The organism is Tengunoibacter tsumagoiensis (genome assembly GCF_003967535.1).
GTDB lineage: Bacteria > Chloroflexota > Ktedonobacteria > Ktedonobacterales > Ktedonobacteraceae > Tengunoibacter > Tengunoibacter tsumagoiensis.
This window is the reverse complement of record NZ_BIFR01000001.1, coordinates 2,314,905-2,336,711: the sequence shown is the minus strand read 5'-3', so window position 1 is coordinate 2,336,711 and position 21,807 is coordinate 2,314,905. Positions and strand designations below refer to the sequence as shown.

Genomic DNA, 21,807 nt, shown 5'->3' with positions numbered 1-21,807 from the left:
TTAGACGCGAGCCAGTTCGCGCACGCCTTCATAACGATCGGGATAGCGCAATTTCCGGAGGGCCTTTACTTCAATCTGGCGAATACGTTCGCGGGTAAGATGAAAAAGCGTACTGACTTCATCCAATGAGAGCGAATGACCATCCTTTAGCCCATAACGCATCTCAATAATAGTGCGCTCACGTGGATTTAAGACATTCAGTGCCTGATCAATATGCTCCCGCAACAACTGATGGGCTGCCTGGTCAACCTGAATAGGGGTATTCTGGTCTTCAATCGTATCGGCGAGATGGTATTCTTCATCATCTGCCATCGGCGCATCGAGCGAGATAGGCTGTTCCGCAGCACTCAGCAGTTCCACAATGCGCTCGCGAGGCAGCCCAACTTCGGCGGCAATCTGCTCGGGCAATGGCTCAATTCCCTGATCTTGATACAAACGACGAGCAATCCGTTTAATCTTATAGATAAGCTCAACCACATGCACAGGAATATGAATGCTCCGCGAATGCTCAGCAATTGCTCGGCTAATCGCCTGCCGCACCCACCAGGTAGCATATGTACTAAAACGGAACCCCCGGCGATAATCAAATTTCTGCGTCGCCCTCATCAACCCGATATTGCCTTCTTGAATAAGATCCAACAGGGGCAGACCTTGATTAGAATACCGTTTAGCAATGCTCACGACCAGGCGTAAATTCGCCTCGATCAAACGCTGGCGCGCACGCAGATCTCCCCGCGAGACCCGTTCGGCCAGGAGCAGCTCTTGTTCAGCCGTGAGGAGAGGGTACATACCAATCTCTTTTAAATATTGCTTGACCGAATCATCAACGGCCATCCGCTGATCTTCTTCTTCCTCTTCATACTCATCTTCATATTCATAGCAGAAATCTTTGGCCTCTCCACTACTATCCAAATCACAGGACTCAACCTTCGCTGCACGATGTTTCTTCTCCGTTACAGACTTTCCCGCTCCCTCACCACGCACAGCTCTGATTGTTTTTGCGACCATTCTTTCATACTCCTTCATCTCACAGTGTGCATATCTTACAGGTATTCTCCAGGCCTCTATCTCTCTGGAGTCAACATGCACATCCCTCATATCTTCAAAAAATCGATCCCATATTCTTTTTTGCAATTCTCGTGCCAATACATTGCCAGGGGACCCTCTGCGAGCCATTTTCTATAATCAATCTGAAAAATTGCCTCATCAGGAGCACAACTGCATGGAGAATAAGAGGAAGGAAATAAGAGAATAGGACAAAAGTCATGGACAAATAGTGGTGAAAGAAAGTTAAAAAAAGTGAAGATATTTCCAGAGCTGTGGAAAATTCCTCAGGGCCATCACAGCATATTATTTGCATATCTGCATACTTGACGATAGTTGTTTCACCTGTTATGCTGAAGGTACGATGCCAGACTATTCCTTCTCCTCCTTTTCAGCTCGTGATCGCAGCAGCATAGTTGAGCTTTTTCTCGCTCGGATAGATGAAGAATTCTTCACTTACCTGCTGACAGGGAAAAGAAGTTATGGTATGATAGGTAGGGCATGGATTATACCTGCTGTGGGGACGCGGATGCAGCGGCGGAGGCTCCCCCTCGGCTTACTCACAAGCTAAGCCTCGCTTGTTCACCTGAAACAAGCGCATATTACCTCCAGAGAGAAGGAAGGAGGCGATTTCGTGGAAAATGCATTTCCCCGGTGTCGCAAATGTAGTGAAGGTGATCTGGTTCCGCTTTCGGATTTCGGTAGCCAGGGAGCTTCCATCGAGTACAAAGCATGGGTTTGCACCAACCCTTCGTGCCTGTACAATATAAAAATCCGTAACGGTGACATTATAATTAATGAACCGATCAGTGATGGCTCTCTCCATACGTACCGCAGCGGTCGCCAATAGGGAGTGGGGCTTCACACAACATCCGTACAGACTGGAACGGCCAGTCCCGTCCCCCAAACTGTACAAAGGAGGCAAAAGGTAGTGCACACATTTCTCCTTTTGCCTCTCTTACGTAGAGGGGTAATCACTTTCTCTTCCTTGAAAGGGTGGTTATTTGCCCTCTATTTCTTGTTGTAGACATGCTCATCCCTCTCGCTCTTCTGAAGCGACTGTGGAACGATAAAGACTAAAAGGAGTCAAAGCTGACGTGCTCAATCGATTCTTTGGGCAAAAACCGAAAGAAGATCCGGATGAAAAACTAAGACGCGAGTCGCAGTCCCAGGCAGCTCCTGAGCCCGTCTCTGAGCCCGCCGCGGAGCCACCCGCCGTCGTAGAACAACGTTCGAACTTCTTAAGCCGCACACGCCAACTCTTCAGCCGGTTGGGCAATACGGTCCAGGACACTGATCTTATTACTGATGAGTTATGGGATGATCTCACTGAGGCGCTGCTCACTGCCGATGTAGGTCCCAGTACCTCTTTAGGGCTGATCGAACGCTTGCAACAACGAGCTGCCAATGAGCAGATGCGCACTGGCGCTCAGGTTCAGATGGCTCTCCGCGAAGAGCTCAGCGATCTCCTCGGCGAGACTTCACCCCTACGCCTGTCGAAAAAATCTCCTCTGACCGTTTTTCTTGTGATTGGCGTCAATGGATCTGGCAAGACAACCAGTATCGCAAAGATGGCGAATCTTCTCAAATTACAGGGTCACAAGGTGATGCTGGCCGCCGCCGATACGTTTCGTGCCGCTGCCATCGATCAAATTCAGGAATGGGGACGCCGTATCGATGTTCCTGTCATCAGTCAAAATCAGGGCTCTGATCCCGCTGCGGTGGTCTATGATGCACTTCAAGCTGCTACCAGCCGTGGCTATGATATCCTTATTGTCGATACTGCTGGCCGTCTACAAACCAAGTTCAACCTGATGGAAGAGTTAAAGAAGATTAATCGTATTATTCAGAAATTCGTTCCTGATGGTCCCCACGAGTTGTTAATGGTCATCGATGCTCCTACGGGACAGAATGCATTGCTGCAGGCACGCCAATTTGCCGCCGATATCGGGTTAACTGGTGTCATTATTACCAAAATGGATGGCACTGCCAAGGGCGGCTTTGCTTTCGCTGTCACCGATGACCTGGGAGTGCCCATCAAATTTATCGGGATTGGTGAAAAGGTCGGAGATCTGATCCCTTTTGAGCCACAACAATTTGTAGCTGCACTCTTCGCTCATGATTAATCGAGAGGTTCTTTATGGTTAAAGAAGCGTCTGTTCCTTTGACCGGGCAGGCAAGCTCCACGAAAGAGACGCAGCCCGCTCTGCCCGCAATCGGAAATGTTGCCGAGAAATGCCCGAAGTGTAAGGAGATCCTCTATCGGCGGGATCTGGAGAAAAATTTAAAGGTCTGTTCACGCTGCAATTATCATTTTAAATTAACCGCTCATGAGCGCATCGCCCTTCTGGTCGATCAGGGGAGCTTTAGCGAGCAGGATGCAGATATTATCTCTGTCGATCCACTTCAATTTCGTGTACAGCCTCCTTCTCATCCAGATCAACGTACCTATGCCGAAAAACTTCAGGCTGAACGTCAAAAAGCCGGTCTGAATGAGGGGGTGGTGATCGGACATGCCACTATCGAAACACACCCTCTGGCTCTGGCTGTGATGGATTTTCATTTTATGGGCGGTAGTATGGGCTCAGGAGTCGGCGAGAAGATTACGCGTGCCATTGAGATCGGAATCGAACGCAAGATTCCTGTCTTGATCGCCTCTACTTCCGGCGGCGCTCGCATGCAAGAGGGGCTATACTCACTTATGCAAATGGCTAAAACCTCCGCCGCTCTGGCAAAGCTCGGCGAAGCTGGATTGCCTTATTTTAGTCTCTTAACCGATCCCACGACTGGTGGGGTCTCCGCTAGCTTTGCTATGCTTGGCGATGTGATCCTGGCTGAGCCAGGTGCCCTCATCTGCTTTACCGGGCCGCGCGTGATCGAGCAGTTTATGCATATTAAGCTTCCCGAAGGGACCGTCAATTCTGAGTTCGCTCTCCAGCATGGCATGATCGATGCAGTGGTCCATCGGCGCGATTTGCGACAAACGCTCGCTCAACTTCTCCATTTATATTCTAAATAACGCTTGCTCGCAGTTGAAGACGCTCGCGTTTCACTGCTCTTGCATAGCTCTAATAGAAGGATTTGCGATGGCCTACGATCTGGAATTTGAAAAACCATTGGCTGAGCTCGATAAGAAAATCTCAGCCTTGCAGCGCAAAGGGGACCGCTTAAAACCTGATGAGGTCTCACAGCTCCAGGAGCTCGAACGCGAACTCCGCCAACGCACCGAAGAGATTTATAAGAATCTCTCGAGTTGGCAAACGGTCGCTGTGGCTCGCCATAAGGATCGACCCTATTCCGCTGATTATATCCGTCTACTGTTTGACGATTTCTTTGAATTGCATGGCGATCGCTCGTTTGGCGATGACCACGCGATTATGGCCGGTCCGGCAAAATTGGGCGATGAGACTGTGATGTTGCTCTGCCACCAGAAGGGCCGGGATATGAAGGAGAAGCAGTTCCGCAATCTGGGAATGTCTCATCCCGAGGGATATCGGAAAGCCTGCCGCTTGATGCAACAGGCTGAAAAATTTCATATCCCCATTATTAGTCTGATCGATGCCTCGGGCGCTTCGGTCGCTCTGGTGGATGAGGAGCGCGGTCAGGCTGAGGCGATTGCTTCTAGCCTCTATATTATGTCTCGCATCAATGTGCCCATTATTGCGGTGGTAATTGGAGAAGGCGGTAGTGGTGGCGCTCTCGCTATCAGCGTTGCCGATCGCATTCTTATGCTCGAACATAGCATCTATACGGTGGCCGCTCCTGAAGCCGCTGCTTCTATTCTCTGGCGCGATTCCGCTTACGCTGCTCAAGCGGCTGAGGGGATGCGCATTCGAGCCAGCGATCTCAAAGAGCTGGGCCTGATTGATGAGATTGTCCCCGAACCTCTCGGTGCCGCTCATCGCAATTATGCGCAGATGTGCCAGACGCTAAAACAAGCGCTCCAGGCAAATCTGGCTGAGATTAAGCAGCTCTCTCCTGAGGTTCGTCTAGAACAGCGCTATCAGAAGTTCCGCTCGATCGGCCAGTTTGGCCGCCTGGAACCAGCTCAAGATGCTCTTCCCTCTGAGAATAGTCTTAATACAATTCAATAATTCTTTTCTATATGAAAAAATCCTCCTCTGATCGAAAGTTTCTCGATCAGAGGAGGATTGCTTCTGGCAACCTTAGCGTCTCTGAACGCTTCTGTTCATGCTGACTGGACTAGACTTCGCGGAACTCTCCTTCTACTGTCCCCTCCTCGGTTGGACCTCGACCGCTTGCAGGCTCTTGCGTATGGCCCCCTTCGGTACTTTGTCCCTGACCCTGGCTATAGACTTCTTGCCCGATCCTCTGCATACTGTTTTCTAATTCACTGCTGGCACGACTGAGCCGGAAGGCATCGTTAGCGGTGATTGCCTCTCGCACTGCCTTGATCTTCTCTTCGATCTCGGTTCGCAGGGCTGGTGAGATCTTCTCGCCAACATCTTTGAGGGTTCTCTCTGACTGATAGGCCAGGCTATCCGCCTTGTTGCGCTGCTCAATCTCTTCTTTACGTCGTCGATCTTCTTGAGCATGAATTTCTCCTTCACGCACCAGTCGCTCAACCTCGTCTTTCGAGAGGCCACTGGAGGCTGTAATGGTGATCTTCTGCTCTCGTCCACTGGCTTTATCTCTGGCGGTAACACTCAGAATACCATTGGCATCGATATCAAAGGTAACTTCAATCTGTGGCAGTCCACGAGGAGCCGGTGGAATCCCATCAAGATGGAAATGCCCAAGGCTCTTATTGTCACGCGCCAGCTCTCGCTCTCCCTGCAAGACGTGAATCTCTACTGAAGGCTGATTATCTTCGGCTGTACTGAACAGCTCGCTCTTACGGGCTGGAATGGTCGTGTTTCGCTCAATCAGTCGCGTCATGACTCCACCCAGCGTCTCAACGCCCAGCGAGAGCGGCGTTACGTCCAGCAGCAAGACATCTTTGACATCTCCCTGTAAGACGCCAGCCTGAATCGCTGCTCCAATGGCTACGACCTCATCAGGGTTCACGCCTTTATGCGGTTCCTTATTAAAGAGGTTCTTGACCATTTCGACGACCGCTGGCATACGCGTCTGACCACCAACCAGAACCACTTCATTGACCTCCGATGCCTTCAGACCTGCATCCTGTAAGGCTTTAAGCACTGGTTCTTTGGTGCGCTCAATGAGATCTCCTACCAGTTGCTCTAGTCTGGCACGCGTCAAAGACATGACCAGATGCTTTGGACCATTTGAGTCCGCAGTGATAAAGGGCAGATTGATCTCGGTCTGCATCGAGGACGAAAGTTCAATCTTTGCTCGCTCCGCCGCCTCTTTTAAACGTTGAACCGCCATGCGATCGTTGCGCAGGTCGATGCCTTGCTCTCGCTTGAACTCTTCGGCAATCCAGTCAATCACACGCTGGTCAAAGTCATCGCCACCCAGGTGCGTATCCCCATTGGTCGAGCGCACTTCAAAGACACCTTCTCCAAGCTGTAAGATGGAGATATCAAAGGTTCCACCACCCAGGTCATAGACGGCAATCGTCTCGTCATGCTTTTTATCTAGACCATAGGCAAGCGAGGCTGCGGTTGGCTCGTTGATGATGCGCAAAACTTCAAGCCCTGCAATCTTTCCTGCGTCTTTTGTAGCCTGTCGCTGGGTATCGTTAAAGTAGGCAGGAACGGTAATCACAGCCTGTGTAATCGTCTCGCCCAGACGCGCCTCAGCATCAGCCTTCAATTTCTGCAAAATCATCGCTGAGACTTCTGGTGGGCTGTATTCACGACCAGCAATCGTTACACGCACATCGCCGTTGGTGGCCTGGGATATCTTGTAGGGGACGGATTTCAATGTGCGCTGAACTTCACTATCACTATATTTACGCCCCATTAAACGCTTAATGGAGAAAATGGTGTTCTCTGGATTGGTGACGGCCTGTCGCTTTGCTACCTGACCCACCAGCCTCTCGCCACTTTTGGTAATCGCTACCACGGATGGGGTCAGACGCGAACCCTCGTTGTTCTCTAAAACTGTTGGCTCACCTGCTTCAATCACTGCTACCACAGAGTTCGTGGTACCAAGATCTATCCCAATTACTTTTGCCATCTATTTCATTCTCCTTCTTACAAACCGTAAGGCAGAAGGCAGTCTTGTCTTTCTACCATGCCAACATACCGACGTTACAATAGAGAGAGCGGGCACTCCATTTGTGGCTCTGTCTCAGTGCCCAGTCACCTTACATCGATATTATGCATGACTTTACAAAAATTGTCAAGTCATTTGCAGCAAAAAACCTGTTCCTCTAACACAATTCTAACTATTGATCTATCGTTCAGCTTAGAAGTGAATGGCGGATAGAGAGCAGGGAGGCAAAACAGGCACAAAAAAAGAGAAGGGTGTCTTACAAACATCCTTCTCCCCTTTTATACAGTACAGGCTACTTCCTGGCTGAATTATCCTCTCTATTTATGCGCACATACTCGCGTTCCAGGCTCATGCGTATCTCGAGCATCTCTTGCTGGAGGCTAAATACTTGTTGACGCATCTGGAGAATATAGCGAATACCAACAACGTTTATTCCTTGCTCAGCCAGTTCGGCAATCTCTTGCAGAATGGTCAGGTTTTCATCAGAATAGAGCCGATTCTTGCCATCATGGCGGGCAGGGTCCAGGAGTCCAGCTTCTTCATAACGGCGCAACGTCTGAGGAGGGATCCCGATCAGACGCGAGACCACTCCAATTGAGTATTTTGGTATCCTTCGATGTTCCTCGCTCTCAAATGCGTTCCCAGTTCGTGAGACGTTCCCCATCCTTTTTAACCTCCTTCCTTATCCTTGATTATTCTCTCGCTTACACTTCACGTCTGGCTCATCCCTACCACGCCTTTTTGCCACTGCAAGCTCACTGGTCTCATTTTAGAGTACATTTTCTTACATTTTTTGTCAAGTTACTTGAAGCCAGACGTAAGGAGAAAGCCAGAATCTCTGCTCTTCCGCTTTTCCCTTTGCGCTCTCTTTAATCACCAGTGAATAGGCCGTAATTACCAGCGCTCAACCGCCATTCTCTGCATAACGTAGTAATGGTATGTGCTTATTGAGAAAGGTAAGACTGTGCAGATCACCTGCCTTCTCAATAAAGGAAGCATTATCAGTCGAGCAACGGTAAGAGTGCCCCCTGATTGCGAGCTATCTGTGACTGGTTAGCCATTTTCTAAACAGAGCAGAACATGGTATACTAGCAGCAACTTATTGGGCCATTTCGCTATTATTCTCCCAACACATCAGACCCTTCTCTCTGTATTGCTCTTTCCAGGTATACAAAGAGGAAGGAGAAAGAACTTTTATCTGGCCAAGAAAAAGATGATCGTAACCATGAAAAATCAGATGCTTATTTCTCCACAACAACAGAAACAACGTCTCATTGAACAACTGAAAAGACGTCTTATTCGCACTATTAGCCTTCTTATGTTCTGTTTTGTCTTGACGTCCGTCATTGGGATCTTTGCTATTGTCACTCAAAGGCAGCTTGGAGAACAGAAGGTTGCAATACATAGTGATGTGAATGTCCTTCTTCAGGCTATGATTGATCAAGAAACCGGGTTACGCGGTTATATTACGACCAATAACGAGATTTTTCTTGAGCCGCTCACGAATGGACGCTCACAATATGCCTCAACGCTCCAGCATATTAAAGAAGAAACAGCAGGTTCTAACTTTCAGTCTACAAGCACAGTCTTAACTGAGGTTGATGATAAAGCCTTACAATGGACCAACCGCTTTGCTAACCCTCAAATCGATACAATGCACAGTGGAAATCTTGCCGCAGCTCGCGATGCTCAGCTCAATACTGAAGGGAAAATGCTGTTTGATGATTTCCGCCGCTCAGTTGCTCGTCTTCAGACTGTAACCGATAATGATCTTACAAATCTTCAGACACAGATCAATCTTGTCGATTTTGGCTGTCTGGTTGGGGCAATTGTGCTTACAGTTGTCGCTATCCTCTGGCTCTGGCGCACGTTTAACTTCTTTGTTATGGCACAAAAACAACAACTGGGAGAACTACGCGATGCCGCAGCAGCCTTCGGAGCCGGTGATTTCTCTACCCGCGTCCAAAATATTACCGATACCGATCTCTACGAAGTAGGCCATACCTTCAATACGATGGCTGATCAGCTCAACGAACAGCACATCGCCCTTCAGGATCGCGATATCTTAGAACAGGTTACTCAGCTTAATACTATCCTGACGGATAGTCTCGACCTCAACGAATTAATGGCGGCCTTTTTAAAACATGCGCTCCCTCTGCTGGATCTTCAAGTAGGTGCTTTTTATCTCTATAATCAAGAGAAGCAGCTTCTACAGCTCTCTTCATCTCAAGGATTAGATAGAGCGCAACTACAGCAGAACTTTACTTTGGGAGAAGGGCTGGTTGGACGCTCTGCACAGGAACGCAAACCACTCTTCATTAGCCAATCCAAAACAACACAGACTGGCTCCTTCCAGTTAAAAACGCTCCTTGGTCAGGTCGTTCCAGCTAGTATGTATCATCTCCCTCTTATCCAGGGGAATGAGCTCCTGGGAGTGCTGGTAATTGGTTCGCTCTATCCCATGAGGGAACAGACACGCAATGTCTTTGCTGTACTGGGCAGTAATATCAGTTCGTCCATCAGTAATGCCCAATCCTATGCGCATATCCGCACACAAGCTCAACAATTAGCCGAACAGTCTCAAGCACAGGCTCGCGCCAATTACTCACTCCGGCAGCAACGAGATGAGCTCACGGCACTGAATGCTGCACTTGAAGAGGCGAATCGGGCGCGGAGCCGTTTCCTCTCAACGATGTCTCACGAACTTCGCACTCCCCTGACCTCGATCATTGGTTTTAGTCAGATGCTGCTACGCTCATCGGCAAAATCTCCATTGAATGACCGTCAGACAAGTAATGTCGATCGTATTCTCAAAAATGCGCAACATCTTCTCACTTTAATTAACGATGTGCTTGATCTGGCAAAGGTTGAGGCTGGTCGCATGGATGTCAATGCGACGGAGACCAATCTCCAGGAACTCCTGACATCGCTGGTTGAAGAGACACGTTCCATGGCTCTTGAGCGCCGCACACGTGTGCATATTGAGGTCTCCGATGAGGTACGTACCATCGAGACCGATCCCATGAAGTTACGACAGATCGTGCTGAATCTGCTCTCTAATGCGCTCAAGTTTACAGAAAAAGGCCTGGTAACCATTGGGGCTACACTCCGCACTACAAGTGCCACTGGCGGTCGTTCCGAAGCTCAACAGGTTGCAATCTCTGTGAAAGATACGGGCATTGGCATTCCACCAGATCAACAATCAAAGATTTTTGAAGCCTTCTACCAGATAGATAATAGCAATACACGTAGCTATAGCGGCACTGGACTGGGGCTCTCGATCGTGCGCGAATTTACGACTCTGCTGGGAGGACGGGTTGAGATTGAGAGTGAGCCTGGCGTAGGCACAACATTTACGATCCTGCTCCCACTTCACGCTCGCGACCGTCAATCTCTTCAAGAAGTGCGCTTAAATACGCTCCATCCAGCCTCACAACGCCAGACAAGCGAGCCGCGCACAACGCTGTCGGATGAGGAGGATGGCCGTCTGGTGGTTGCCATCGACGATAATCCCGATGTGCTTCAGTTGATCTCGGCTTCGCTTGAACAATCCCCCTATCGGGTCGTAGGTGTTCAAGATTCGACACAGGCTTTGAAGGTTATCGAAGAGTTACATCCTCATGCCATTACGCTCGATATTATGATGCCAAAAGTGAATGGCTGGCAGATTCTTCATCAGCTCAAATCAAATCCCGCTACAGCTGCGATTCCTGTGATCCTCTTAACGGTCCTTGAGGATCGCTCCGCTGGCTATGTACTTGGGGCTGATGAGTATCTCGTGAAACCGGTTGCACGCGATGCTCTCCTGTCAACGTTACAACAGTTGACCACTGCAACTTTGCTGCCACAGGTAGAGGCCATCGAACAAACAATCGGGTCAACCTCTGTAGCACCTGAAGAGCAGGAGCTACCTCATCCATTCAAACATATTATGCTCGTTCATAACGAACAGAATATACAGGAACTGGTCGATCGCCTCGTACAAGAGACTGGATACCATGTATCAACTATCAACAACGGACAGGATGTTATAATGATGATTGAGAAAGCTTCTCCCGATCTTCTAATGCTCTTTGTTCAATTAGAACAACAACATAACAATACATCCACCCTTGTTGTCGAAAGTCAGTCTCACCTGGACCAGACAATGGCTGAGAAAGGAGAAGAGAACGCTGAGACGAATACTATCAGCTCAGAGGGGCCTTCTTCTCAAGATACCGCTAATCAGCCTTATCAAGAACAATAAACAGCCCCATAGATACGAGAGGTCTCTGTTTTTTTTCCCTCTCTATTCTCTACAAACCCTATACGGCATAGCGAAGGAGCTTCACATTCTATGAGCAATGATTCTCAAGCAGGAAGAAAGCGCATCTTAATTGTAGATGATAGCGAAGATATGCGCGATCTCCTGGCACAGATCCTCGAAGAGGCCGAGGAGTATGAACTACTCTTTGCGGAAAATGGAGCTCAAGCCCTCCATGTCTCAACAAGCAATCAGCCAGACCTTATTTTGATGGATATGTCTCTCCCTGGAATGAGTGGCTGGGATGTTGTGGCTCAGATGCGAAAAATGCCTGAATTTCTCTTCACACCAATTATTGCTGTAACCGCTCATGTTTCGCCAGAGGATCAGGACCGCGCTCTGGCGATTGGTTGTAATACCCATCTGGGGAAACCTTTTGATGTGGTTGTCGTACTCGATACCATTGCGGAGCTTCTAGAGGCAAACACTCGTTAATTAATGCTTCTCATCCAAAGAGTACAGCAGTGGTTCTCAAGATAGCCTGCTATCATGGAGAACCACTGCTGTACTCTTTTCTTATCCTTCTTTCTCGCTCACACCAGCTTCGCCAAAGGTGGACATTCCGTTATGAGTTGCCAGTGCCGCATCGAGGAGATGAAAGGCCAGTACAGCTCCCGTTCCTTCTCCCAGACGCAGATGAAGATCTAACAGAGGCTCAAGCGCTAATGCCTCTACAATCAGGCGATGACCACGCTCAACTGAGATATGACCCGCAAATAGATAGTCCCGACTGGTTGGACAGTACGTAACCGCAACAAGTGCAGCCGCCCCCGAGATAAAACCATCAATAACAACGGCCATCTTTCGCTCTGCCGCACCCAGAATGACGCCAACCAGGCCTGCAATCTCTAAGCCTCCAACCTTTGCTAACACGTCTAGCGGGTCGCTTCTATCAGGTTGATTTGTTGCCAGAGCCTGCTCGATGATCCGAATCTTCTGTGCAAGCTGTTGATCGTTAATGCCTGTACCTCGCCCCGTTACTTCGGCAACGTCCCTGCCCAGCAGTGCTGCCGTGAGTGCGCTGGCTGCCGTGGTGTTGCCAATCCCCATCTCTCCCGTTGCAACGACATTTGTGCCGCTTTCGGCCAGGCGCGTTACTATTTCATAACCAACGGCAATTGCCTGCAAAGCTTCCTCATGGGTCATTGCAGCCCCACGGGCCATGTTCGCTGTTCCCCAACGAATCTTTCGAGAGATTAACCGCTGATCAGAGAGTTCAGATGCTACACCTATATCTACAACAACGACTTCTGCCTGTGCCTGCTTACTTAAGGCATTGATGGCAGCCCCTCCCGCCAGAAAATTCAGGACCATTTGTGGTGTGACTTCAGCAGGATAGGCGCTCACTCCTTCGGCTGTTACTCCATGATCGGCTGCCATGACGACAACGGCCTTCTGTAAGCGCGGTGGCTTGACCTGACCGGTAATACCTGCCAGTTGTAGGGCGATCTCCTCTAACCTGCCCAGACTGCCCGCTGGCTTCGTTAGCTGTAATTGTCGCTGGCGGGCCTCTTCGACTACCTGTGCATTTATTGGCTGGATGGCCTCACGTATACTTTGTAAATCGAGCATATTGCTATCTCTTTCTTCTCTATTCCTGCCATGGAGAATATTGTCCACAAGAGCTAAAAATCAATCCCTTTCTGGGCCATAATTCCTTCTTTGTAGGGGTGTTTAATTTCGCGCATCTCGGTGACAAGGTCAGCGAAGTCGATCAATGCCTGAGGTGCATCCCGTCCCGTTAATACAACATGGAGTTCCGGGCTCCGATGACGCAAGACAGTAAGGATCTCGTCGAGATTTAACCAGCCATAATTAATTGCATAGGTGATCTCATCCATAATGACAACATCATACTTGCCGCTCTCGATCTTTTCACGGCAAAGCTGCCAGCATGTCTGGGCCAGGGCTCGATCGTGTTCAAGATCCTGGCTCAGCCACGTAAAGCCATCACCCAGTGGAATAATCTCTATCCCCATTCGTTGAGCAGCTTTAATCTCGCCCCAATTGCCTGTCTGTGATTTCAAAAATTGCAGCATGACACCACTCATATTCTGACCCCAGGAGCGCATCAATACGCCCAGGGCTGCGCTGGTTTTGCCTTTCCCATTGCCCGTGTTGACAATGACTAATCCCTTTCGACCTGGTTTGCGATGGGCACGTGCTTCTGCCAGCCCTTCTCGAATCTTTGCTCTCCCCTCCTCGGTCAATTCATAGACTTCATGCTCAGCAGAGACCTCTTCCACATTTCTTTGCTCTTCCATAGGTATGGCTCCTTGTATTTCTTTTTTACCGCTAGAAACTTGACGATCTTTCCCCTGACTGGAAAAAATATTATGCGACTTAAGAGCTATCTTGACGATCTTTCCCACGACTGAAAAATATTATAGGGCTCTAAGCTAAATTGTAAGACCTTCCGCATCCCTGGATGCGGTACTGGAAAAGAGCCAGGAGAGGCACTACTACCGTTCTCTTTAAGCCTCTTCAGGACTGACACAGTCTGAATGGAGTTGTCAGTAGACAGCCCCATTCAGATCCGACAAACAGCTAGACAGTTGCAGTACAATAATCTGGCAATTTCTCAGTGAACTTATCGGGATGAATCGTCTGAGCCAGACAGCGTAGCCCCTCTACCAGACGAGGGCCAGGGCGCTGCATAATATTGGCATTTATGCGATAGACGTGCAGATCTTTGACGGCTGCAATCCCCCCCCAGTTGGGACGTTTTAAAACACCCTGTGGATCTCCACCATACATGGGATCTTCCGTCAACACAATATATTGAGGATTCGCTCCAATAATCGCTTCTTCACTCACTTGTGGATAGCCTGCATCCGCATGGAAAATGTTCGTGCCGTTGGCATCTTGCAGCATTTCATCTCCAAATGAATCGCCTCCAAAGACATAAGGCTTCCCCGGCGTACTATCATCAATCTCTAATAATACTCTGGGAGTACTGGCCCCTTTGACCGCAGCCTTAATCTTCTGCACCTGCTGCTCCAGATCTTTCACCAGAGCCATTGCCTTACTTTCTGTATGAGTCAACTGGCCCACAAGATGAATCTGTTCGATTGATTTTGCAAAGTTTGCTGATGGCAACGAGATAACGTGTAGACCAACCTGGCCAAGCTTTGTATCATACTCTTTGGTAATCTTTCCCGCGCTCAGGATAAGATCAGGGTGCAAAGCTACAATAGCCTCTACATTATAGCTTCCATTGATATCGGAGATCTTCTGAATCTTCGCCATCTCAGCGGGATAATCGGTATTATAATCTACGCCAACAACGCGATCTTGCAGGCCCAATGCTGCCAGCGTCTCGCTTACACTGGGAGCTAAAGCGATAATGCGCTGAGGGGCCGCTTGCGGAATAACTATTGGCGTGCCATAGGCATCAACGCCAGGATCTGCCGTCACCTGCGGCGTTGTAGTGGTGGAAGATGGAGTCTCTGTTCCACAGGCCACCAGCGTGAAGAGACAACACATCAGGAAGATAAGAGCTAAACGAGAGGAGATGACATGGGTGCGCATCTGGTAATCCTTCCGTAATAAACGCCCGCCGTCACCCCGCGAAAATGGAGATCAACCAGAGAGACACACAGAGATAGTGAGTACCAACCTCGGGTGCTCGCTCCTTTTACGCGAAGGATCATGAGCTATGAGTATCAGGCAGGTCTCCTGGCTTCTGGCTTCTTTCCCATCTTGCCTTCCCATTCCTCTTCCGGAACAGTGGCTTTTACACTCAGTTTGAGGAGATGGCAACACTCCAGTTACAGTAGCGCGACTGCGTCGGATTTCCACCGACTTCCCTATTCTGTTGAGAGAGGTCCCTCAACCACCTGATAGATAGAAAAAACTTGAGAATATTCTCAACGGTAGTATACAGAGAATTTCCAGAGACTGTCAATTGCATCCCTTTTATCATGTAGGCTCTTACACTCACTTCTGCAAAGTTCCAGAAAGGTTCTAGAACCTTTCTCTAGCCTGAAATATTTCTAAATGAAAAATAAGCTCGCCTCTTCATGCAAACGCTTAATATCTACGCCTAATCCAGCTATCATGAAGTAGACCTGGGTCGCCTCTGTTGCCAGACGCTGGTTGATTCGTCCCAGTATATCTCGATAGAGACGCCCGAGTGCATAGGCGGGCACAATTCCCAGGCCAACCTCATTACTAATGGCAATAAGTGTCTTCCCATCTTCGAGTGTGGATAACGTCTGTAGCAAGGCTTCGATCTCTCTTCCTCCACGCTCACTATACTCTGCACTGTCTATAAACGCTTCTTCATCCTGCGGTAGATCAGGCTGGGCAAAAAGCCAGTTGGAGAGCCAGACCGTCACACAATCAAGCAGGATAATATCGGCTGAGGCAGCCGCCTGACGTACTGCCGTAGAGAGATCTAGAGGCTCTTCAATGGTCAACCAATGGGGCGGACGCTCAGCTTGATGACGCTGGATACGTTGCTGCATCTCTTCATCACCAGCGGTCGCGGTGGCAATAAAAGCCACCGTACCTTCACTGCTCTCCGCTAGCCGTTCGGCAAATGCACTTTTCCCGCTCCGAGCTCCACCCAGAATAAGAATCAGGCGAGCATTTGCACCGGTCTGCTGCTTCTCTGAAGCAGTCTGTTGAGTATGACGACGTATCGACGGGTTAGACATCTCAAAAAAACTTTCTACAACTGAATCGCAAGACAGAATAACGCTCTTAGCATACCATGCTCACAGCTAGAAATGGAGGAGAACCAGCAGGAGGAGAAGCCCAACTTCGGTGACTTCTGCAATCGCTCCATAGCTATCACCAGTTAAACCACCCAATTTCCTCGTCATCCAGAGTGCCAGTAACACCGCCAATAAACAGCCACCAAGCCAGAGATACAGACCAATCAATTTGCCAATCAGCAGCACAAGGAAGAGAGCACTGACACCTGCGATTATCAGATGGGTTCGCGTCACGGTCTGTTTTGTCGCTGCCCCCAATCCCGTCGTGCGGGCGCTTGGAGCGAGATAGATCGCCAGGACCATTGACCAGCGAGAGATGGGAAGAACTAGCACAAAGGCCAGTGGCAAAAGCGTATGGCTCAGACTGGCCACCAACGAAAATTTCAGGAGGAGCAGTGAGACACCGCCCAGGACACCAAAACTTCCCACCCGGCTATCGCGCATGATCTCCAGCTTGCGCTCCCTCGTCGTCCCCCCAAAGATTCCATCGCAGGAGTCCATCAATCCATCAAGATGCAGGCCACCCGTTAAGAGAATAAGCGCAACCACAAGCAGCGCTGATAGAGCTAACGATGGCAACCACGGCTCCAACAGCAAGGTCGCCAGGTACAGGATGCCCCCCAGCAGCAATCCCACCCACGGAAAGTAGGCACTTCCAATGATCAGCCGTGGCTCGGGCAGATCCACTTCAAACAACTGAGCACTACCGGGAATAGGGATCGTCGAGAGAAAACGGATGGCGGCTACTAATTCTCTACACTGATCGATCACATGATCCATTATCTGGCCTTTAGACACAACACCTCGCCCGGTAGCATAGTCCTCATCTTCATCTTCATATTCGTACTCGTACTCATAATCATGATAGTCGTCGTCTTCATCATCGATAGCTGAAATATAGTTTTGTTGATCTGGCATTAGCATGCAATCTTTCTACAATAATTTTCACTCAAATTCTGTTTAGGATTGATCACTCTTATCTAATAGACCACTATGATAATTACTAACAATAAGCGAGGCGCTTGCAATGGGATCAACTCCATCTGGATAAAAATCAATGGCGGTAAGCGAGGCGTTATCGACACGAAACTGCCATTGTCGCTCAAATGGGATCTTCAGCACGAGACAGACCAGAACGCGCACGACGCCTCCATGACAGACAAGAGCCAGGTCTCCCTGCTGCTCCTTTCGAGAATGAAGCAGTTCGCGAAAAACGGTTTGAATACGTTGTGCGAAGTCAGCAAACGCCTCTCCATTTGGCGGGACAGCATTCAATCGATCGGTGAAGAAGGCTCGCGGCTCGCCATAACGCTCGGTAATCTGATCATACGTCATCCCTTCCCAATCGCCAAAGGAGATCTCGCGCCAGGCTGGGAGCGTCTGCACTACTAACGGTTCTGGCTGATGCTGCGCAATAAGCTCAGCCGTTCTCCGGGCCCGCACAAGGTCACTGGCATAAAGGGCTGTTAATGACTGATCTTTGAGCTGCTCGGCTGCCCATAAAGCCTGTTTTTGTCCTTTCAAAGACAGATCAATATCCGAGGAACCGCAAAAACGCTGTTCAGCATTCCAGAAGGTCTCTCCATGGCGTACAACCCACAAGCGCTGCTTTCTCAACGCTCCCTGCCGCACTATTGATGTCTGCTGAGCTTCTTTCTCTTCCATGTCCAATCCTTTTTTCGCATCACAAATAAGTTCATCAAAAAATTATCATGTCTGACTCCATTCTGCCAACATACAGCCAAATATTGATCATTGGTACTAGCAGCTACGCAGGTGAGAGCTCTTAATAGCAAACAAGCTTTAATCTCTGGACACAAAAGTGAAGAGTATTGCATAGCTCTGATCGTCGGATCAGCCTGAAGCATTGCCATGGAGAGCACAGAACCCACAACCTGGCCACTCGTGAGAATTATCAGAAGAGATATAAGACACAAAGAGGAGAACTCATCGCCTTGTACTAGCACACAAAAGAGGGTTTCGCCTTCTTTTTATCACCATTTTATGGAAATGGACCGCTCAATTGAGGTTACAAACAAACTAGCAAACACTGCTTGCTCTTATCATGATGGCGCAGTCCTACGCTCGAGAAGAGCGCTAATGCCTGTATCAATCCGCTCATTCCACCTGTTCTTCTGAAGAGTATGACTCCGACCGAACCTGGCAGCTTCGCCTAAAAACGCTCTTCCCTCCCCAACCTCTTGACAATCTCTCATTTTCCCTTTTATACTTGTACTAGCACACAGACATAAGATAGCCTCACCGATAGGGTAAAAACAGACGATTCACCAAGGTCGTGGATTCTTTGTGGCCCTCTAAACAGTCGTCCTGTTGTCATTTAGTGCTGATGACAACACATCACGGAAGATGCTGCTCCCATACACAACTGGAATCTACTGAACGGACTGGCAAGCAACGTATCGAGAAAGGAGTATTTTTTTATTCGCGTGCAGGCATCTTCATCAACAAATGGAAACATTTTCAACATCTTTTCACTGTAGAAGAGACGGCTTTTTTTTCTTGCTAAGGAGCAAAACATGTTTTTCCACAAGAGCACTGCCAACCGATCTGAGAAGCTCATTCTTCAGCATAACATGCAGGTTATCTCAGTGATGACCATGATTGGGTTACTGACGATCTCGCTTGTGGGTATCTTGCATAGCAGCGGAGTCGCTCATGCGGATGCCCCAACGATTACGGTCAATAAAAATGTTCAGTTTCAGACCATCGAAGGTATGGGAACATTTGGCAACAAGTATCCTGACTACTTCGGTACTCCTGAGTCTGGTAGGTGGGATGATGCTTTCTTAACCTACTACGTTGGCACACTTGGTGCCTCGATGAACCGTGAAGCGATGGAACCAGGCTATGAAGTCACGCAAGGAACCTATGATGCAAGCGTGATGACAACCGAGACAGATTACGTCAAAGCCTTAGAAGCTAAAGCCAGTGCCCTGGGCCTCCCTCCTGTGAAGATCATTCTCTCGTTGTGGACTCCACCTGCCTGGATGAAACAAAATGGCAGTTTGAGTAATAGCAACAGCCAGCCTAATCAGTTAATCGATAGCGACGCAACACGGCAGGCATACGCTGATTTTGTCATCCATTATATCAACGACTTCCACCGTTTAAGCGGCGTCTATCCTTATGCCTTCAGCCTCCAAAACGAGCCTGAGCTCTCGTTAAGCTATGTCTCCTGCTACTATACAGCCCCCAATCTGGCAAAATTGCTGGCTGTGGTCGGACCAGCTCTCAAACAGGCCAATATTCCAACCAGACTTTTCTATCCCGAGGATGTCTCCAATCCTGGTATGCTTGGCAATTACTTAAGCAGTGCCGAGCAAAATTCTGCCGCTCAGCCGTATCTCACAACATTTGCGGTCCATGGCTATTCTTCCAATGGCGTAAATCCAGCCGCAGATGCAAATACATTCTGGCAGGGCATCTACAATTCGACGGCTCCTTATAACCTGCCCGTCTGGATGACTGAAACGTCAGGCTACGATCCCACTGCCTGGAGTGCCGCTCTCCAGCTCGGGACTGATATGTATAGTGCCTTAAAGTATGGACATCTGAGCGCCTGGACGTGGTGGCTCAATAGCGATAGTGATGATTCGAAACAGGGCCTGCTTGATAACAGCCTGAATCCTACGTCGCGCTCCGCAGTCTCGGAACAGTACTTCCACTATATTCGCCCTGGCGCAGTCATGGTCGATTCAACCTCTACAGATGCAAATATCCAGACGGTCGCCTTTAATGATTCAAGCAACCATACTATGACGGTTGTGCTCATTAATAGCGGCACTTCGGACAAGACTATGTCGCTCAGTTTTCAGGGTCAGAATATTCCTTCTTCATTTACTGCGTATCGCACTTCTGCAAATGAGCAGGTAGTGAATGCAGGAACGGTCTCTGGGAGTGTGATGCTTCCAGCCAGTAGTATCACCACGCTGACTGGCTCCTTCAGCGGTAATGATGCCCAGCAGGCAGCCTCTATTCTCACGCAGCCACAGAGCCAGACTGTGAGTGCTGGACAGGTGGTCACGTTGAGTGTTCAGGCTGGTGGAACACCCCCTTTTACCTATCAATGGCAACGCAATGGGATCGATATCCCTAATGCGGTTGGGCCACAATATACGTTCAGTTCGACCTCGGCTGATAATGGAGCTCAATTTACGGTGACCGTCAAGAATGGCCTGGGGCAGGCTACGAGTCAGGCGGCGACTATTACCATTGGTGCGTTTAATGGTGCGACGATTGCCCATGCCTCGAATACTGTGACTGGCTCCTCAGATGCTATCTGGAATACGGCTCCAAGCTATACACTCAGTCAGTCTGAGGGATCACCACAATATGGTTTCTCTGGGAGTTTCCAATCAGCCTGGGATGCGACAAATCTCTATCTCCTGGTAAAGCTCAACGATGCAAATTATACCAGTGATAGTGATGCCATCGAGGTCTATGTTGATGGCAACAATGATAAGAGCACTTCTTACGATTCAACTGATTATCAGATTGCTCTTGATCAAAGTACCTATTCAATGAAGATCTATCAGAATGGCACGCAGACAAATCCTCCTGTATTCCCAAGCTATGGACAGGCCGATGGAACCGGAACGTATTCGCAATTTATTGCAATTCCCTGGTCCGATCTGGGACAGACACCGGCTGCTAATGGTCTGGTAGGCTTTGATGTGGCGATCATTCAGGGATCAACCAGTAGCAAAACGTTCTGGCACGCCTCTAGCAATGACGATTGGCACAATCCCAGTCTCTTTGGCACAGGTCAGTTGAGCAGTGATAACGGCGGCGGAACAGGTTCAACGCCAACACCTGGACCGACTCCCACACCACCCCCCACTGCAACGCCAACGCCAGGCACCACTCCCACACCGACCCCTACTCCTGGAGGTGGCGGAACATTACCATCCCCCTGGCAGAATCAGGATATTGGTTCAGTTGGGAGCACCGGTTCCTCGTCATACGCCAATAGCACCTTTGCGGTCAATGGATCTGGCAGTGATATTGGCGGCACTACTGATGCTTTCCAGTATGCCTATCAGAGTCTGAATGGAGATGGCACGATCGTTGCACGTGTCGCAAGCATGAGCTATCCAAATGGCTATGCACGTGCAGGGGTAATGATCCGTGAATCCCTTCAGGCAGATTCAGCCTTCGCGTATGTAGCTCTGACTGCCTGTTGTGGCTCTGTGACCGAAGCCCGCACCAGCACAGGCGGTTCTAGCTCCTGGAATCCGCTCAATACTGGTAGCGTTCCAGGCTGGGTAAAACTGGTTCGCTCAGGCAATACATTTACGAGCTATACCTCAACGAATGGAACAGGCTGGACATTGGTTGATACCCAGACTATCTCTATGGCGAACACTGTCGATATCGGTCTAGCAGTGGTCTCCTACAACAATACGCTTCTGGAAAACAGTACATTTGACAATGTCAGCGTGACCCATCCTTAAGTGTTGATCGCTATCGTTTTCACTACCAACTGTGATCGTAGAGGGTTCGTGCCCCCTACGATCACCACGAAGCTTCATCAAAACCTTGACAGAAAAATAGGGGCTTACTATACTTGTGCTA

General features: G+C 49.2%; 15 protein-coding genes and 1 riboswitch. Of the genes, 6 read left to right on the top strand and 9 right to left on the bottom strand.

Translation table 11 applies throughout. The features are described 5' to 3' along the window. On the bottom strand, positions 1-1,008 hold the full coding sequence (locus EL628_RS09200) for a sigma-70 family RNA polymerase sigma factor (protein WP_126579659.1): 1,008 nt from the start codon (positions 1,006-1,008) through the stop codon (positions 1-3). 1,133 nt (positions 1,009-2,141) lie between these two features. On the opposite strand from EL628_RS09200, the gene ftsY reads away from it, so the two are divergent. The 3 genes from ftsY to EL628_RS09180 all read left to right on the top strand — a co-directional run bounded on the left by ftsY (position 2,142) and on the right by EL628_RS09180 (position 5,138). Then, entirely contained in the window at positions 2,142-3,170 is a 1,029-nt protein-coding gene (ftsY, locus tag EL628_RS09190; RefSeq protein WP_126579658.1) for a signal recognition particle-docking protein FtsY, read from the top strand. Positions 3,171-3,184: 14 nt separating this feature from the next. Then, complete coding sequence (accD, locus tag EL628_RS09185; RefSeq protein ID WP_126579657.1) at positions 3,185-4,063, top strand: acetyl-CoA carboxylase, carboxyltransferase subunit beta; 879 nt, start codon at positions 3,185-3,187, stop codon at positions 4,061-4,063. A 67-nt stretch (positions 4,064-4,130) separates the two neighbouring features. Beyond that, positions 4,131-5,138 (top strand): acetyl-CoA carboxylase carboxyltransferase subunit alpha, encoded by a 1,008-nt coding sequence (locus tag EL628_RS09180; RefSeq protein WP_126579656.1) that lies wholly within the window; start codon positions 4,131-4,133, stop codon positions 5,136-5,138. Positions 5,139-5,247: 109 nt separating this feature from the next. Here the strand turns inward: EL628_RS09180 and dnaK are convergent, their stop codons facing one another. Together dnaK and EL628_RS09170 are read right to left on the bottom strand one after the other, a co-directional pair. Beyond that, complete coding sequence (gene dnaK / locus EL628_RS09175) at positions 5,248-7,149, bottom strand: molecular chaperone DnaK (protein WP_126579655.1); 1,902 nt, start codon at positions 7,147-7,149, stop codon at positions 5,248-5,250. Positions 7,150-7,480: 331 nt separating this feature from the next. Then, entirely contained in the window at positions 7,481-7,852 is a 372-nt protein-coding gene (locus EL628_RS09170) for a MerR family transcriptional regulator (protein ID WP_126579654.1), read from the bottom strand. Positions 7,853-8,413: 561 nt separating this feature from the next. Between EL628_RS09170 and EL628_RS09165 the strand changes: the two genes are divergently transcribed. Then, the gene (locus EL628_RS09165) at positions 8,414-11,434 is read left to right on the top strand and encodes an ATP-binding protein (RefSeq protein WP_161975373.1); all 3,021 of its coding nucleotides are present in this window, start codon (positions 8,414-8,416) and stop codon (positions 11,432-11,434) included. Between the two features lie 90 nt (positions 11,435-11,524). Then, entirely contained in the window at positions 11,525-11,926 is a 402-nt protein-coding gene (locus EL628_RS09160) for a response regulator (RefSeq protein ID WP_126579652.1), read from the top strand. Between the two features lie 81 nt (positions 11,927-12,007). Here the strand turns inward: EL628_RS09160 and cobT are convergent, their stop codons facing one another. The 6 genes from cobT to EL628_RS09130 form a co-directional block, all read right to left on the bottom strand. After that, a complete protein-coding gene (cobT, locus tag EL628_RS09155) occupies positions 12,008-13,063 on the bottom strand; it encodes a nicotinate-nucleotide--dimethylbenzimidazole phosphoribosyltransferase (RefSeq protein WP_126579651.1) in 1,056 nt (351 codons plus the stop codon). Between the two features lie 53 nt (positions 13,064-13,116). Further along, positions 13,117-13,755: a cob(I)yrinic acid a,c-diamide adenosyltransferase gene (gene cobO / locus EL628_RS09150; protein WP_126579650.1), complete on the bottom strand. Its 639-nt coding sequence runs from the start codon at positions 13,753-13,755 to the stop codon at positions 13,117-13,119. Between the two features lie 283 nt (positions 13,756-14,038). Beyond that, positions 14,039-15,022 (bottom strand): ABC transporter substrate-binding protein, encoded by a 984-nt coding sequence (locus EL628_RS09145; protein WP_126579649.1) that lies wholly within the window; start codon positions 15,020-15,022, stop codon positions 14,039-14,041. 120 nt (positions 15,023-15,142) lie between these two features. Beyond that, positions 15,143-15,349, bottom strand: a riboswitch (cobalamin riboswitch). A 137-nt stretch (positions 15,350-15,486) separates the two neighbouring features. Beyond that, a complete protein-coding gene (gene cobU / locus EL628_RS09140) occupies positions 15,487-16,152 on the bottom strand; it encodes a bifunctional adenosylcobinamide kinase/adenosylcobinamide-phosphate guanylyltransferase (RefSeq protein WP_126579648.1) in 666 nt (221 codons plus the stop codon). A gap of 66 nt (positions 16,153-16,218) precedes the next feature. Then, entirely contained in the window at positions 16,219-17,130 is a 912-nt protein-coding gene (gene cobS, locus EL628_RS09135) for an adenosylcobinamide-GDP ribazoletransferase (protein ID WP_161975372.1), read from the bottom strand. Between the two features lie 42 nt (positions 17,131-17,172). Next, positions 17,173-17,877, bottom strand: a complete 705-nt coding sequence (locus EL628_RS09130) for a histidine phosphatase family protein (protein WP_126579646.1) — start codon at positions 17,875-17,877, stop codon at positions 17,173-17,175. 872 nt (positions 17,878-18,749) lie between these two features. Between EL628_RS09130 and EL628_RS09125 the strand changes: the two genes are divergently transcribed. Next, on the top strand, positions 18,750-21,686 hold the full coding sequence (locus EL628_RS09125; protein WP_126579645.1) for a sugar-binding protein: 2,937 nt from the start codon (positions 18,750-18,752) through the stop codon (positions 21,684-21,686). The last annotated feature ends 121 nt before the right edge of the window (positions 21,687-21,807 follow it).